Genomic DNA, 15,640 nt, shown 5'->3' with positions numbered 1-15,640 from the left:
TGTGGAAGCGCGGTAACGCGTGGAGCTGACGAATACTAATCGGTCGAGGACTTATCCACACACTTAGCAATCATGCGTATTCAGTTTTGAAGGAACAAACCTTCAATGTTCCTCGGTAGCTCAGTTGGTAGAGCAATCGGCTGTTAACCGATCGGTCGGCGGTTCGAGTCCGTCCCGAGGAGCCATATTATGCTCCTGTAGCTCAGTCGGTAGAGCGTTTCCATGGTAAGGAAGAGGTCGCAGGTTCGATTCCTGTCGGGAGCACCTGAAGAAATCTTATGAAAATGGCCCGTTGGTGAAGCGGTTTAACACAGCAGCCTTTCACGCTGTCATACAGGGGTTCGAATCCCCTACGGGTCACCTAAAAACACCTTAACGACTGTTAAGGTACCTGCAGAGTTACCAGAGTATGCTAAGAAGCATACTCGTCACTTTGTCAGGGATTTGGAGGCTTAGCTCAGCTGGGAGAGCATCTGCCTTACAAGCAGAGGGTCGGCGGTTCGATCCCGTCAGCCTCCACCATAAAAAATGGGGAGATAGTGAAGTGGCTAAACACGGCAGACTGTAAATCTGCTCCCTCCGGGTTCGGCGGTTCGAATCCGTCTCTCCCCACCATTTTTTATTTTGCGGGTTGTTGGGGTATAGCCAAGCGGTAAGGCAACGGACTTTGACTCCGTCATTCCTAGGTTCAAATCCTAGTACCCCAGCCATTTTGCGAGCCATTAGCTCAGTTGGTAGAGCATCTGACTTTTAATCAGAGGGTCGAAGGTTCGAGTCCTTCATGGCTCACCAGTTTTTTAAAATCATAATAGGTGCCCTTAGCTCAGCTGGATAGAGCGTTTGACTACGAATCAAAAGGTCGGGAGTTCGAATCTCTCAGGGCACGCCACTTATCGGGAAGTAGCTCAGCTTGGTAGAGTACTTGGCTTGGGACCAAGGGGTCGCAGGTTCGAATCCTGTCTTCCCGACCATTTTTTATGCGGGTGTAGTTCAATGGTAGAACTCCAGCCTTCCAAGCTGGTCGCGTGGGTTCGATTCCCATCACCCGCTCCATATGCTTTTTAGAAACGAGAAACCGACATGGTTACTCGTTTTTTTGTGTTTTTGACAAAGCTTGTCCGACAGGTTATTTATGCAAAATCATGTCGAGTTGAGTCATTTTGCTCTCCGGGGCTACAATATAGGAGTAGAGAATGAATGAACGAAGGAAAGGGTGGCACTTCTATGAACAAAAACATGAGCATTGTTGGTGTACCGATGGATCTAGGTGCAGACCGCCGTGGAGTTGATATGGGACCTAGCGCTATTCGTTATGCAGGTGTTGTAGCACGCCTGGAAAAGATGGGTTTCAATATTGAAGACCGAGGAGATATTTTTGTAACGCGTCCTCACCACTTCACCGAGACGGAAAACCATAAATACCTGGATGAAGTCGTGGAAGCCAATGAAAAGCTTGCCAATGTTGTAAGCGATATCATGACTGCTGGTCGATTCCCGCTCGTATTGGGTGGCGATCACAGTATTGCCCTTGGAACCATAGCAGGTGTGGCTAAGCACGTAAAAAACCTGGGCGTGATTTGGTTTGATGCTCATGGTGATTTAAATACGGGTGCCACTTCTCCATCGGGAAATATTCACGGTATGCCTTTGGCAGCGAGCTTGGGGTATGGGCATGAGCGTCTGACGAACATTGGGGGATATACACCGAAGGTAAAGGCAGAAAACGTGGTTATTATCGGTGCGCGTGATCTGGATCAAGGTGAGCGTGAATTGATCAAGCGTATTGGGATGAAGGTTTTCACCATGCATGAAATTGATAAATTGGGTATGGCTCGAGTCATGGATGAAGCAATCGCGCATGTGTCCAAAAACACAGATGGCGTGCATTTGAGTCTCGACTTGGATGGACTTGATCCACACGATGCTCCGGGAGTAGGGACGCCAGTAATAGGTGGTATCTCCTATCGTGAAGGGCATGTCTCATTGGAAATGCTAGCAGATGCGGATATTCTTTGTTCTGCAGAATTCGTAGAGGTCAACCCAATTCTTGACCGAGAAAACATGACAGCTCGCGTTGCAGTCGCTTTGATGAGTTCCGTTTTTGGTGATAAATTACTGTAAAATAAATGAAGAAGATCATGAAAAAAGAGAGGCTTTTGGCCCTCTTTTTTTGTTTTTCCGCATCTTTACATTGATGGGGGAAAGCTGTACATTCTAAGGATGGAGTCGAAGTTTATTTAATAGCTGGTCCAGTTGTACACTCAGCGTAACTAATTCTGGAGTAATGCAGGCTTGTTTTTTGTACTGATCGTTGAGTTCTTTTCGCAGCATTTCAATCTCGAGGAGAACGTCTTTTTTTGACAATCGTTGCACTCTCCTTTCCACCCGTGAGATAAATGAGCTATCATTACTTATATATAGAGGAAAGCAAACGCTTATTCCTCTATTTCCCAACAAATTATCTGCACAAACACAAGATTAAAAATGAAACCATATGCAGTATCATCCGTATATAGGATTACGGTATTGTGGGGAGGATCGCATGGATTTTGTAGAGAAACGGTTGACTCAGCGGGCAAAACGCGGAGACCGTGAAGCTTTTGCGGAGTTAATCGAGATTTATAAAGACAAGATATTTCAGCTCGCATATCGTATGGTGGGAAACCGTCAGGATGCAGAGGACATCGCGCAGGAAACATTTTTGCGTGTCTATGCCAATTTGCATTCATACGATGACAACTATAAGTTCTCCACGTGGATCTACAGGATCGCGACCAATCTATGTATCGACCGTGGCCGAAAAAAACGACCTGACTTTTCATTGGATGAAGAAACCGAACCAGGGCAAGGCCTGGACTGGTATTCACGCCTGTCTTCTAACGAGCGAACACCGGAGGACAAAGTCGTAACGCAGGAGCTGCAGGAGACGGTGCAAGATGCTTTGTCTCACTTACAGCCCAAATATCGCTCGATTATGATCTTGCGTTATATCGAGGATTTGTCGTTGCAGGAGATCAGCGATATCGTAAAGCTTCCCATAACGACAATCAAGACGCGTATTCACCGAGGAAGGGAAGCATTACGCAGCAAGTTGCGATTGATGTGAGAAAGGAGAAAATCACGATGGAATGCCGGGATATGATTTGCCTCATCCACGAATATCTAGATGGGGACACTGATGAATTAGCCAATCTGCAATTGCAAACACACATAAAGTCTTGTGTGAGTTGTCGCCAGCATATGCATGAGTTGCAGAGAGCCATCGCTTTTGTTCAAAGCGCTTCACATATTCATGTCTCTTCTGATTTTACAGCTCGTGTACTTGCGCAATTGCCTGCGCCGACGAAAGCGAATCTGTTATCAGGATGGCTTCGTAATCATCCGTTTTTGACAGCTGCAGCGGTATTTCTCTTTTTGATGACCGGCAGCGTATTCAACAGTTGGTTTGATCGGGATGACACACTACAAGTATCCTCTGCTAATTTGGATAAATTAAAAATAGATCGTGAACGCAATGTCGTAGTTGTACCAGCAGGAACCAATATTGATGGAGACTTGGTTGTTCGCAACGGAAACGTAGATGTTCGAGGCCATGTAACAGGAAATGTTGTGGCCATTGAAGGAAAAGTGTTCGTGGCATCTACCGCCCAAGTCGTGGGAAATACCGAATCGATCGAAGCAATCGTAGATTGGATTTGGTATGAGGTGAAAAATATTGGAAATGACTTGCTTCCGATCTTGCCATAAGAGAAAATAGAGAGTACAGCTATCAGAGCACGGCAGTGGAGCCGTGCTTTTTCCGCAGGAGATAGACTGACTTCATTAGATGGAGCGAGATATGGGGGCTTCGTTATGATATCGATATCCATGGATTATGGGGATTTGCTACGGTATGCAACGGATATTTTACTCGTTACATACGTGTTCTATAAAATCATTATGCTTATTCGCGGGACGCGCGCTGTACAATTGCTGAAGGGGATTATGGTCATCGTTATCACATGGTTCCTCAGTAAATATTTTCAGCTGACGGCACTACACGCGCTGATGAATCAAGCTTTTACATTCGGGGTTTTGGCGGTCGTCATCATCTTCCAGCCGGAGTTGCGTCGAGCACTGGAGCAGCTTGGTCGAGGCAAGCTTTTTTCCCGTTCAAGCAGTACGCAGGATGACGAGGCGGTTAGCCGCTTGGTTCAAGAGGTGGGCAAATCGGTTACGTACATGGCCAAGCGTCGTATTGGTGCGTTGATCGTCATTGAGAGAGAGACGGGTCTAAATGACTACGTGGAAACGGGTATTGGTATTAACGGGCGAGTCAGCTCAGAGCTGTTGATTAATATTTTCATCCCGAATACGCCGTTGCATGATGGTGCAGTCATTATGCGAAAAGACATGATTATGGCTGCTGCCTGTTATCTTCCACTGTCTGAAAACAATTCCATCTCCAAAGAGTTGGGGACGCGCCATCGAGCGGCAATAGGGTTAAGTGAGGTTTCCGATGGCATTGCGATCATCGTATCTGAAGAGACTGGTCAGGTGTCCTTTGCTGCACATGGAGCAATGAATCGTAATCTGACGGAGGCGCAACTGGCAGAGATGCTGACAGAACAGCTTCAGCCTCTGTCCAAAGGCAAATCCATGGGAAGTCGTTGGCAATGGAGGCGAAAACATGGATAAATGGTTAAACAGTCACTGGTTTGCACGTGCTGTTGCGTTGCTTTTGGCTATCATGACGTGGATGATTGTCAATCTGGAAGCCGAACAAACGACGACTCCTGAGGCAAGTCAGCCAACTTTTATTGATAGTGTCAATTTGCATGTGAAATACGATACCGATCGTTATCAAGTGGTTAAGCAGCAACGAACGGTAAAGGTCGCCTTGGAAAGCAATAATCCTTTTTATCGACACAATTTCTTCCCAGAGGAATCGTGGGAAGTGTATGTCGATGCGACGAGCCTGGGCAAAGGAACACATCGTGTACCTGTCCAGTACAAAGGATTCCCGGATGAAGTCAAGGTAGGGATCATCCCGAATATCGTGGAAATTACCTTGGAAGAGAAAAAGACCGTTGAGCGTGAAGTTTCCGTGGAGAAATTGGGACAGGTCGCCCCTGGTTACACGGCTGGAGAGCCTATTGTGAAGCCGTTTAGAGCACTTGTAAGGGTACCTGAAAGCCAAGTGAATAAGGTAGCAGCAGTTAAGGCTTCGGTTGACCTGGAAGGAGCTACTTCGGCAATCAAGACAACGGTTCCGCTCAAAGTCGTGGACAAGTCTGGTAACGTGATTCAAGGGGCGGATGTGGTGCCACTTACGGTAGAAGTGAACATCCCCGTAACGAGTCCGTTTGCCAAAGTGCCAATCAAATTAAACTTGACGAATGAATTACCGAATGGCTATAGTTTGGCTAGTATGGGTATGAATGTGGAAGAGGTCACGGTCTATGGACCGAAGGAAGTCATTGATGGCATCAAATCCAACACATACCCAGGCCCGGAAATCGATCTCGGCAACATTACATCAGATCGCGACATAGAGTTAAAGATACCGTTAATGGATAATATCGTGAAGGTCGAGCCGGAGTATGTGACCGTATCGCTGAAAGTCGTTCCATCAACGACCAAGCGTTTGGATAAGATTCCGATTCGCATTAGCGGGCTATCAGAAAGCATGGAAGCAAAGGTACTATCCACCGATGGCCAGGAGATGTCTACAATCGACTTCGACGTGATCGGCGCACCAGACGTGCTGAATCAGTTGAGGCATGAAGACTTGCAGGTCGTAGCAGATGTCAGCAATATGCCGGCGGGTGTATACGAAGTACCATTGAATTACATCTTCAATCAGTCGGAGTATATCAAGACTTCTGCGGGCGCACCGAAAAAGGTCACAATTCAAATCACGAACAAGCAAAGGTAGACATAAGCTGTTGTGTGCACAAGGAAGGAAATGAGGGACAATCATGGGGAAGTATTTCGGAACAGACGGTGTACGCGGTGTAGCAAATACACAACTGACACCCGAACTGGCATTTAAAATCGGACGTGTTGGCGGTTACGTTCTCACCAGACACAAGCAGGAAGGGAAACCAAAAGTGGTGATTGGGCGCGATACGCGCATTTCCGGTCAAATGCTGGAAAACGCACTTTTGGCTGGACTGTTATCGGTTGGAGCAGAAGTGGTCAGATTGGGTGTTATCTCCACCTCGGGGGTAGCGTATCTCACACGTGCACTTGGTGCAGATGCGGGTGTTATGATCTCCGCCTCTCACAATCCGTTTCCGGATAACGGAATCAAGTTCTTCGGCAGCAACGGTTTTAAACTGTCCGACGAAGTGGAAGCTGAAGTAGAACAGTATTTGGACGCGGCAGAGGATACTATGCCTCGACCAACAGGCGAACAAATCGGGACGGTTCTGGAATTCCTGGAGGGTGGACAAAAGTACCTCTCTCACTTGAAGAGTACCGTATCTGAGCGATTTGATGGTCTGAAGGTAGTCCTGGACTGTGCAAATGGTGCTGTCTCATCATTGGCAGCTCGCCTGTTTGCGGATGTGGACGCTGAAGTGATCACGATTGGTGCGAATCCGAATGGAATCAACATCAATGACCAGTGCGGTTCAACGCATCCTGAACGTCTAGTAGAAGAAGTTTTGAAGCATAAAGCTGACTTGGGTCTTTCCTTTGATGGGGACGCGGATCGCTGCATTGCAGTAGATGATAATGGTGAAATCATCGACGGCGACTATATTATGGCGATCTGTGCACGAGCACTCAAGGCAAAAGGAAAGCTCAACAACAATACAGTTGTTACGACCGTAATGGCCAACATGGGCTTCTTCAAAGGGATGGAGGAGTGCTCCATCAATACGACGAAGACTGCTGTAGGGGATCGCTATGTAGTAGAAGAGATGCTGCGCGGCGGCTATAATCTCGGTGGCGAACAGTCCGGTCATATCGTCTTCCTGGACTACAATACGACAGGAGACGGTCTGTTAACGGGTCTGCAGCTCTTGAACATCATCAAGGAGTCTGGCAAGCCGTTGTCCGAGCTCAAACAGGTGATGGTCAAGTATCCGCAGCTTCTGATCAATGTCCGTGTAGAGGACAAGTCAAAGCTGAATGGCAATGAAGCTATTGCGCAGGCCATCCGTGAAGTGGAAGAAGATTTGGCTGGCAATGGTCGCGTTCTGGTTCGTCCGTCCGGAACAGAGCCAATCGTACGTGTCATGGCAGAAGGTCCAGATGCGTCACAATTGGAAGGGCTCGTGAATCGGATCGTGGACGTGGTCAAACAAGAACTGGTGTAAAATTAGTGTAAAAAGTTGCAGGGAGCGGTTTCTATGCCGCTCCCTTTTGCATACAACTAAAATACGAAGACGAGATATTGTCGCTCTTCACAAACTGTGGTACAGTGTTCATGTGCCCAAGCACAAAGAAAGAAAAATGGGAGGGATTGTGCAAAAAAGAACAAGCATCGTAAATCAAATGCATATCATTGAAAAGCGCCAGCACTGAGGCTGCCCGACATGGAGCCCAGTGGACGAGGTGGAGGTTTATCGAAGGATTCGGCGGATACCTCCCGGCAGCAGTATCACTGCCGCAGAGCGCAGGGACAAAACATCAGGGTGATCTGATGGACAAAACCTTGTGTGTGATACGTTTTTTTCCATTGCCGAAATAGTTGAAACAGCATGATCATATAAAAAACATGGAATGGCGGGGGACTCACCCCGTACCATTGTTCGGGTGGAAGTCCCTCGCCAATTTGGAAGGGGACCATACACTTATGTGCGGAATCGTTGGATATATTGGAAATAAACAAGCGCAAGACATCGTGATCGGAGGGCTTCGCAAGCTGGAGTATCGCGGCTATGATTCAGCAGGGGTCGCTGTCGTGAATGCAAACGGATTAGAGTACTCAAAAGCTCAGGGTCGACTGGCTGTTCTCGAGGGTCGTTTGGAATCGAACCCATTGGCTGGTTCTATGGGAATCGGGCATACACGTTGGGCGACACACGGAAAACCGTCTGACGAGAACTCCCACCCACATACAGACGAGAAATCGGCTTTTGCAGTCGTTCACAACGGGATTATCGAAAACTTCCTGCCATTGAAAGAAGAGCTGCTGGCAAAAGGCTACACGTTCACTTCTGAGACAGATACTGAGGTTATCGCTCACTTGCTCGCGGACATGTACGATGGCGATATCGTTTCTACAGCGCGTCGTGCTGTGCAACGCATGCGTGGTGCCTATGCATTGGGAATCATGACGGAGCACGAGCCAGATAAGCTGGTAGCGATTCGTTTGGCTAGCCCATTGGTAGTTGGTGTGGGTCAAGGCGAGAGCTTTATCGGTTCGGATATCCCGGCTATTTTGGAGCATACACGTGACGTGTACATTTTGAACGAAGGCGAAATGGCTGTGTTGACTCGCGATGGTGTGGAACTGATGAACGCAGAGACCGGAGAGAAAATCGAGCGGGAACTGTTCCATGTCGAGTGGGATCTGGTACAAGCGGAAAAAGGCGGATATGATTCCTTCATGCTCAAGGAAATGCACGAGCAGCCTCAAGCTGTTCGCGATACCATGGGTGCCCGCATTGACGAGGACAATAAGCGAGTGATTTTGCCTGAGCTGAAAATGAGCGATGTGGAACTGGCGACATATGATCGCATCTACATCGTGGCATGCGGTACTTCCATGCACGCAGGTCTCGTCGGTAAGGATGTTATCGAAAAATGGACTCGCGTACCTGTAGAGGTAGCAGTCGCTTCCGAGTTCCGTTACCGTGATCCGATCTACACAGACAAGACACTGATGATCGTCATCAGCCAATCTGGTGAGACAGCAGACACGCTGGCTGCACTGCGTGAGGCGAAGAAGAGCAACGTGAAGGTGTTGGCTATCACCAACGTGGTAGGCAGCTCTGTAGCTCGTGAAGCTGACGAAGTGATCTTTACGTGGGCTGGTCCGGAAGTAGCGGTAGCATCTACGAAAGCATACACCTCCCAAGTCGTTGCCCTGTACTTGTTCAGCCTGTATTTGGCTCAAGTAAAAGGCACCATGGCGGCTGCTGAGGTTGCGGAAGTCGTTGATCACCTGAGCGAGATCCCTGGCAAAATCGCTTCCATGCTGAATGACGATGATCAGATTCGTTGCTTTGCAGAGGGCACAAAAGAGGTAAGCAGCCTGTTCTTCATCGGCCGCAGCCTCGACTATGCGGTATCGCTGGAAGGCTCTCTGAAGCTGAAAGAAATCTCCTACATTCACTCCGAGGCGTATCCAGCTGGTGAGCTGAAGCACGGTACACTTGCGCTGATTGAAGATAATGTTCCAGTTGTAGCTTTGGCTACGCAACCAGACATCTACGCAAAAACGGTAAGCAATATCGTGGAAGTAAAAGCTCGCGGCGCTCATGTACTGGGCTTTGCGACTGAAGGCAACCACGACCTGGCGAAGAGTGTGGATGAGGTTATTTACATGCCAGCCACACTGCCAATGCTCACACCGATTCTGACCGTCATTCCATTGCAATTGCTTGCTTACTACGCTTCTGTCGCTCGCGGCCTTGATGTGGATAAACCACGGAACTTGGCGAAGAGTGTGACGGTTGAGTAGGGTTGAAGGAATAAGAACAATTCTTTGTCTGGTGACATTAAAGTTAGTGCCTAGACATAATAGTTAGTAACTTTATAATTAAGTTGGTACTTTTACAAAAAGGTTAGTTTTTATAACAATAATAAGACTATTGTATTTACAATTCGGCTATAATAGAAACTAACTAAAAATTGATGGCTTCGCCTTATAGGCGAGGCCATTAGTTGTATATAGGGGTAACTGCATGATTTACACAAAACCCAATTAACTGAATACATAATTTATTCGAAAAATCGGAGGGTTTGTCATGTCGAGAAGAGGGAAACGTATAGGTAAACTTCAACAAAGTTATATAAACAAAGGATGTGGTCAAGGCGATGGATTAGATTACTAACCTTTTATACAAGCGCATGATAACAAAGTTGCATCTGAAGGATGGATAGCAAGACATAAGAGATGGAAGACCGATCGGATAATTCATACGTTGTCTGAGCTTGAAAGAAAGTATCTTTATTATTGTGAATGGCTTGATGGGGTGATTGATATCCGCGAACAATGGCCTTCCGGTTTTATTTAACTACTTACATAAGCTCCCGAAAACAGCTAAACAACTAGAGAATGTAGTGGAAACTGTAGAAGATTTTCAGAGAAGACGGATAAATCTTAGGTTACTAGAATTGAAGGGAACTTGCGCAAATATTAAATACTGGGAACTTATCCGGGTATCTGGACTAAGTAATAAATATGTTAAAATTCATAGTGATCTAATTGATAACTTTACTGTGAACTGAAAAGTTAAAGAAGTATCGAATGAAAAACAGATTTAAATAATAAAATTACCTGCTTACTACTTGTATTGTTTGATAATATCCAGTATATAGATATTTTCACAGAGGATTTCTTTGTGTTGTCGAATTATTTTAGATGACGAAGTAATCTATTATCTGAGAAAATAGGGAGTAGTTAGTGCTACTTTTAGAATTCGTTGGGTGAGATTGATGGATATACCGGATTAATACTAGTATGATTATTCTCGTTTTATTTTTATGCTATTATGTTTAGATGTAATATTCAATTTATTTACAGTACTATTAATGTAGTGGAACGTACGTTTGATGATAGAGGGGGAGCTAGCATGCACAAAATTACGTTTTATCCAGTAGGAAACGGTGATACCTGTAAAATAGATTTAGAATGCGGGAAAAAAATGTTATTTGACTATGCTCACTTTTATCAACCTGACAACGACGATAATCTATGTATTGATGTTGCGACAGAACTTCGGAATGATCTTGAAGCAGATAATCGGGATGATTATGATGTAGTTGCATTTACCCATGCAGATGATGACCATGTTTGTGGATCTTCTGATTTTTTTTACCTGGAACATGCTAAAAAATATCAAAGTGCTGATCGTATAAAAATAAAAGAGTTATGGGTACCTGCAGCGTTTATTATAGAGGGAAATCTATCAGGTGACGCATTTGTTATTAGAGCGGAAGCACGATATCGGTTGAAGCAAGGCCAAGGAATTAGAGTATTTTCTAGACCTGATGTTTTGATTGAATGGTTAGAATCAGAAGGGCTGAACTTAGAAGACATAAAACATTTAATAACTGATGCTGGACAGCTTGTTCCTGGGATTTCGGCTACAAAAGATGGAGTTGAATTTTTTGTACACTCTCCCTTTGCAAAACATGTTGAAGATACCGTGGTTGATCGGAACAGCTCTTCATTAATTTTTCACGCAACATTTTTCAATGGTAATGAAAAAACTAAATTTATGTTGATTGGTGACTCAGAGCATGAGGTATTAACTGAAATTGTTGAGATAACTAAAAGTCATGGTCGAGAAGAACGATTGGAATGGGATATTTACGATATCCCTCATCATTGTAGTTATCTGGCATTGAATAATGATAAAGGAAAAGATAAAACTGAGCCGGTTGAAAATGTGAAATGGCTCTTAGAACAGGGGAACCATAGGGGTATATTAGTTTCAAGCAGTAATGTAATTCCAACTAGTGGGTCGGATACACAACCACCACATCGGCAAGCTGCTAATTGCTATAAGGAAATTGCTTCTAATATTTCCGGATCATTTGTTGTGACGATGGAACATCCTAAAGTTTCAAAGCCAGAGCCATTAGTCATTACAATCGACGAGTTAGGTGCTAAGTTAAAAAAATCAATAGCTTTTGGAGCATCTGTAATAACAAGTACATCTGCGCCAAGGGTAGGTGTATGAAATGGAAGAACTATTTGTAATCCCAGAAGGGGAATTAATTCATCCTGATGATCTAAGTATTGATAAGGCTAAGGAATTGGCAAGCATTATGCGGGCCAATTCCTTTCCTTATATTTCCTTTTTAGAAGCGCGACGAAAAGAAAACTCCACCGAAATTATAGTGTTTGAAACAGAAGTGGAATTAGGCCAACGTTTGGTTCATGATATTCGGCAGATCGAGCGAATTGCTGTTGAATTCTATCCTGAGGACAATAGGTTTCCGGAGGTACTTGTCCTTCGCACTGATTTTCCCGCGGTGCCACATTTAAATCTGAGAGAGTATGATATTCCACGCAGTCTTTGCTTGTATGAATTAGATTTCAAAGAACATAAGTTACGTTGGACACCTATCGCGTTTATTGAGCGTATTAGAGAATGGTTAGCACAAACGGCGCACGGAATACTTCATGCCATTGATCAGCCACTGGAACCTTTTTTCATCAGCGGAACTCATATAATTCTTCCGATTGATTTATTAGGAAATATTAAAGAATTTCAGCCTCTTTTATTGGAAATCCATCCTCGTGATGCAGAACTTCGTTTTTTGGAATGTCGCCCTTTATCTGAACAGAGTAACTTAATTCCGTTTATTGGATACATGTTCATGGGTGATCCCCAAGAGCATGGAATTATACATAAACAACCATCAACATTACAAGATCTTCACACAATCCTATCAACTGCAAATATTGATTTAGTTGGTAACCTACGTGATTCTCTTAAAGAATGGCTTAAAAATAAGCCCAACCCTCAGAATTATGATGCCAAACTGTTGCTTATTGTGGTACTTCCTAAGACTCGCAAGGCGGGTACTTCCGTTGAAATGACGGACATATGGGCGTTTATTTGCTTGAATACCATTTTGCAGATTGGTGATGCTTTAGGATCTTGGGAAATAATAAATAACGTCCCAGGCATATTGATTGGGAATACTATTCCAAATGGAGAAACTGTTAAAGTTGCAGTTACAAAACCTATTTTTTCTTTTTCAAAGGATTTAGCAAGTAGCCTATCCGGTATAAATAATAAGGATATAGGTATTGTCCTGATAGGAACTGGGGCTTTAGGATCTCAAGTACTTTTGAATATGGCGAGAATGGGGTATGGTAGTTGGACTTTGGTAGACAATGATTTTTTATTACCCCACAATCTAGCAAGACATGGATTGCATTCAATTTATGTTGGGGTAAATAAGGCTGTTGCATTGCAACAATATGTGTCCACTCTCTTAAATGATGGACAGTCAATTCAAGCTTTTAATAAGGATATAATTATTTCAAGTGAAGAAGATGCATTAAAGCAAAGGCTAGATCAGGCTGATATTATACTTGATATATCTACGAGTATTGCGGTAGCCCGTCATCTTGCTCTTGACGTGTCATCCAATAGCCGTAGGCTATCCATGTTTATGAACCCAGTTGGCTACGATGTGGTTGTTTTAGCAGAGGATACCTTGAGAAATACAACACTGGATTATGTAGAAATGTTGTATTATTTAGTAATCATTCATTACCCAGAAAAATATAATCACCATCTTAGAGGGACTGAGAAAATAAGATATTCCAATTCCTGCAGGGATGTTAGTAATACGATTCCTCAAGATCTAGTGGCTCTTCAGTCTGCAATCTGTAGTCGAGCATTGCAGCAAATACCTACCGAGGATGAAGGTAGCATCCAGATATGGCGTACTAATCCAAGTGATTTTAGTGTTCAATATAGTAGATATACCTTAGAATCGATGATAAAGTACCGAGTAAATGAATGGACAATATGCACAGACAGGCGGTTTATTAACCGTATTTACGAATTGAGGGAGGGGAAATTGCCCAAAGAAACAGGGGGTGTACTCATCGGTTCTTTTGATATGCAACGTAAAATAGTTTACGTTATGGATACAATATCTTCACCTCCCGATAGCAGAGAATGGCCAACATTGTATATACGTGGATTCCAGGGTTTGCAAAAGAGACTTGATGAAATCAGAGAATTGACTTCGGGCGGTTTAGAGTATGTAGGAGAGTGGCATTCTCATCCCGCTGGTTACGGATGTTTACCGAGTCTTGAAGATCGAAGGGCATTTTCTTGGCTCGAAACTCACATGTCACCAGAAGGTAAACCGGCTTTAATGATGATAGCAGGAGACCGGCGAGAATTTGCATGGTATTTAGGAAAAATAGTATAGCAAAGGACAAAAGTATAAAAGCAGAGGACGATTATATGTGCCTCTGCTTAATTAATTTATTATGTTCTAAATATCATTCTTTTTTGTCCTTGATTTAATTTATTTAATATCATATCAAGGGGATAGTCGGGAGATTTTGGTGTAGTTATCCATAAATCGTTATTAATAAGATGTGGAAATAATGATTTAATAGCAAGATCCATACGAATTTCACCCGCCCACATTAGCAAATCTATTTCAATATTGTGAAAGAAGTCGAGATCAGTTCTTAGTCCCGCAATCAATAACTCGACTTCTGGTGAAATGTTTGAGAATACTGGGAATGGTCGATCTGGCTTTCTATATTCAGTTTCAAAATCAACAAGATCGTTAATTGATTTACTTAGTATTAGCTGAATGCAATTTTTATTAGGATGTTGATAAATTAATCTTCTACGAAGAAGGATAATTTGTTCTAAACTAACAGACAAAATTCTCCAAATATGTTTATATGATTTTAACTGCAAATTATCAGGCCAAGGGGAAGAGACAGAAGAAGCATCAATTATAATAAAAGGGATATCTTCTTTCAGTAAATTCTCGGACCCTAGATTATCATAGACTCCACCATCTGTGAGAAGTAAAGTTTTGTAGTTAAATTTTGTTTTACTGTACTTGTTATCAAAATATTTATTTTCGATATTTAAACGTAATGGAGCAAACATTAACGGAAATGCAGCGGAGGAAGCAACTGCAAGGGCAATTGATATTCCTTCCATGTCCTTACAATATCCCAATTCAAATCCGTACATATCAGAGGGTTTAAATCGGAACCTTTTTAATGTATTCAAACATGTTGCATTACAACTCCACTCCGGAGATTTGGGAAGATCTTTCATTAATTTATTTTTAAAAATATGTTTATCTAACAAATTCGGAAAGATTCTGGTGAATCTTTTTTTGGGGGTTTCAGGAATATAATTTTTTAGTCGAAAAGGAGAAAAAGCAGTTTTTAGAAGTTGATTCCTGAAATTAACTTGTCCTAGAGATTTCATTGGAGAGGTTACTCTTTGATCAAAATCCTCCAAACCAGTAAAAGGGCTATTCGACAGGGCATACATTATTGCACCAGCTGTAATACTTCCGCCCGAAACTGAACTGATATGGGTCACTATGGGATGAAGGCCTAGCTCAACAAGACGGCGATATGCACCAAGACAATAAAACGATGCTCTGAAACCGCCACCTGAAAATGAAAGTTTAATTTGATTAGTTTTCATAAAATTTCACCTGACCAGTTAGAAGATTAAAATAACTCAATTTTGGGACTGTTTAACAACTTTGATATCGTTATTTTACCCATAACACATTCTCAATCTTTGAAATGGATGCAGTTGGTTAAAATTGATAGTACCGATCTATTCTTTAGAATATCTTACAACATGAAAATTAAAAAGGTAACTAAGTAGATTTAGTCATTATTGAGAGGTAATGAAAGAGACGCAATGCTAATACTGAACTGTGACCCGTCAGTTGGATACTTTTAAAACAAGTGTCCAACTGACGGGTCACAGTTTCAAACTATACGATTGAT

At 43.4% G+C, this 15,640-nt stretch carries 11 protein-coding genes and 10 tRNA genes; 19 read left to right on the top strand and 2 right to left on the bottom strand.

Translation table 11 applies throughout. From position 1 onward, the window contains the following. Window positions 1–109 precede the first annotated feature (109 nt). The 11 genes from ACFVS2_RS33670 to rocF all read left to right on the top strand — a co-directional run bounded on the left by ACFVS2_RS33670 (window position 110) and on the right by rocF (window position 2,121). Window positions 110–185 (top strand) — tRNA-Asn (locus ACFVS2_RS33670). 6 nt (window positions 186–191) lie between these two features. Further along, window positions 192–264, top strand: a tRNA-Thr gene (locus tag ACFVS2_RS33665). Window positions 265–286: 22 nt separating this feature from the next. Beyond that, a tRNA-Glu gene (locus ACFVS2_RS33660) sits at window positions 287–360 on the top strand. Window positions 361–446: 86 nt separating this feature from the next. Continuing rightward, window positions 447–522, top strand: a tRNA-Val gene (locus ACFVS2_RS33655). Window positions 523–530: 8 nt separating this feature from the next. Beyond that, window positions 531–615: transfer RNA gene (locus tag ACFVS2_RS33650), tRNA-Tyr, on the top strand. A 20-nt stretch (window positions 616–635) separates the two neighbouring features. Continuing rightward, window positions 636–710 (top strand) — tRNA-Gln (locus ACFVS2_RS33645). A 6-nt stretch (window positions 711–716) separates the two neighbouring features. Further along, a tRNA-Lys gene (locus tag ACFVS2_RS33640) sits at window positions 717–792 on the top strand. Window positions 793–812: 20 nt separating this feature from the next. Next, window positions 813–889, top strand: a tRNA-Arg gene (locus tag ACFVS2_RS33635). Between the two features lie 5 nt (window positions 890–894). Beyond that, window positions 895–971: transfer RNA gene (locus tag ACFVS2_RS33630), tRNA-Pro, on the top strand. Between the two features lie 8 nt (window positions 972–979). After that, window positions 980–1,053 (top strand) — tRNA-Gly (locus ACFVS2_RS33625). Window positions 1,054–1,224: 171 nt separating this feature from the next. Further along, a complete protein-coding gene (gene rocF, locus ACFVS2_RS33620; protein WP_012684013.1) occupies window positions 1,225–2,121 on the top strand; it encodes an arginase in 897 nt (298 codons plus the stop codon). Between the two features lie 93 nt (window positions 2,122–2,214). Here the strand turns inward: rocF and ACFVS2_RS33615 are convergent, their stop codons facing one another. Further along, the gene (locus tag ACFVS2_RS33615) at window positions 2,215–2,373 is read right to left on the bottom strand and encodes an aspartyl-phosphate phosphatase Spo0E family protein (protein WP_007725277.1); all 159 of its coding nucleotides are present in this window, start codon (window positions 2,371–2,373) and stop codon (window positions 2,215–2,217) included. A 169-nt stretch (window positions 2,374–2,542) separates the two neighbouring features. On the opposite strand from ACFVS2_RS33615, the gene sigW reads away from it, so the two are divergent. From sigW to ACFVS2_RS33575, 8 genes are all read left to right on the top strand, one after another. Beyond that, complete coding sequence (gene sigW / locus ACFVS2_RS33610) at window positions 2,543–3,106, top strand: RNA polymerase sigma factor SigW (RefSeq protein WP_007725279.1); 564 nt, start codon at window positions 2,543–2,545, stop codon at window positions 3,104–3,106. A 17-nt stretch (window positions 3,107–3,123) separates the two neighbouring features. After that, window positions 3,124–3,747, top strand: coding sequence for a zf-HC2 domain-containing protein (locus tag ACFVS2_RS33605; RefSeq protein ID WP_007725281.1), 624 nt, complete (start codon window positions 3,124–3,126; stop codon window positions 3,745–3,747). 105 nt (window positions 3,748–3,852) lie between these two features. Next, window positions 3,853–4,677: a diadenylate cyclase CdaA gene (cdaA, locus tag ACFVS2_RS33600; protein ID WP_007725283.1), complete on the top strand. Its 825-nt coding sequence runs from the start codon at window positions 3,853–3,855 to the stop codon at window positions 4,675–4,677. Beyond that, on the top strand, window positions 4,670–5,917 hold the full coding sequence (locus ACFVS2_RS33595; RefSeq protein ID WP_390240905.1) for a CdaR family protein: 1,248 nt from the start codon (window positions 4,670–4,672) through the stop codon (window positions 5,915–5,917). The genes cdaA and ACFVS2_RS33595 overlap by 8 nt, the downstream gene beginning before the upstream one ends. A 43-nt stretch (window positions 5,918–5,960) precedes the next feature. Continuing rightward, window positions 5,961–7,307 (top strand): phosphoglucosamine mutase, encoded by a 1,347-nt coding sequence (gene glmM / locus ACFVS2_RS33590; protein ID WP_173621396.1) that lies wholly within the window; start codon window positions 5,961–5,963, stop codon window positions 7,305–7,307. Window positions 7,308–7,786: 479 nt separating this feature from the next. After that, window positions 7,787–9,619, top strand: a complete 1,833-nt coding sequence (gene glmS / locus ACFVS2_RS33585) for a glutamine--fructose-6-phosphate transaminase (isomerizing) (protein WP_390240903.1) — start codon at window positions 7,787–7,789, stop codon at window positions 9,617–9,619. 1,114 nt (window positions 9,620–10,733) lie between these two features. Beyond that, entirely contained in the window at window positions 10,734–11,846 is a 1,113-nt protein-coding gene (locus tag ACFVS2_RS33580; RefSeq protein WP_390240901.1) for an anti-phage 6A-MBL system MBL-fold protein, read from the top strand. 1 nt (window position 11,847) lies between these two features. Continuing rightward, window positions 11,848–14,067 (top strand): anti-phage 6A-MBL system cap2_3 protein, encoded by a 2,220-nt coding sequence (locus ACFVS2_RS33575; protein WP_390240899.1) that lies wholly within the window; start codon window positions 11,848–11,850, stop codon window positions 14,065–14,067. Between the two features lie 59 nt (window positions 14,068–14,126). On the opposite strand, the gene ACFVS2_RS33570 is transcribed toward ACFVS2_RS33575, so the two are convergent. Beyond that, a complete protein-coding gene (locus ACFVS2_RS33570; RefSeq protein WP_390240897.1) occupies window positions 14,127–15,326 on the bottom strand; it encodes a patatin-like phospholipase family protein in 1,200 nt (399 codons plus the stop codon). Window positions 15,327–15,640: the final 314 nt, after the last annotated feature.

It is taken from the genome of Brevibacillus sp. NPDC058079 (assembly GCF_042885155.1).
GTDB lineage: Bacteria > Bacillota > Bacilli > Brevibacillales > Brevibacillaceae > Brevibacillus.
Note: the sequence above shows the minus strand (reverse complement) of the source record. Positions and strands in the feature narration are given on the sequence as shown.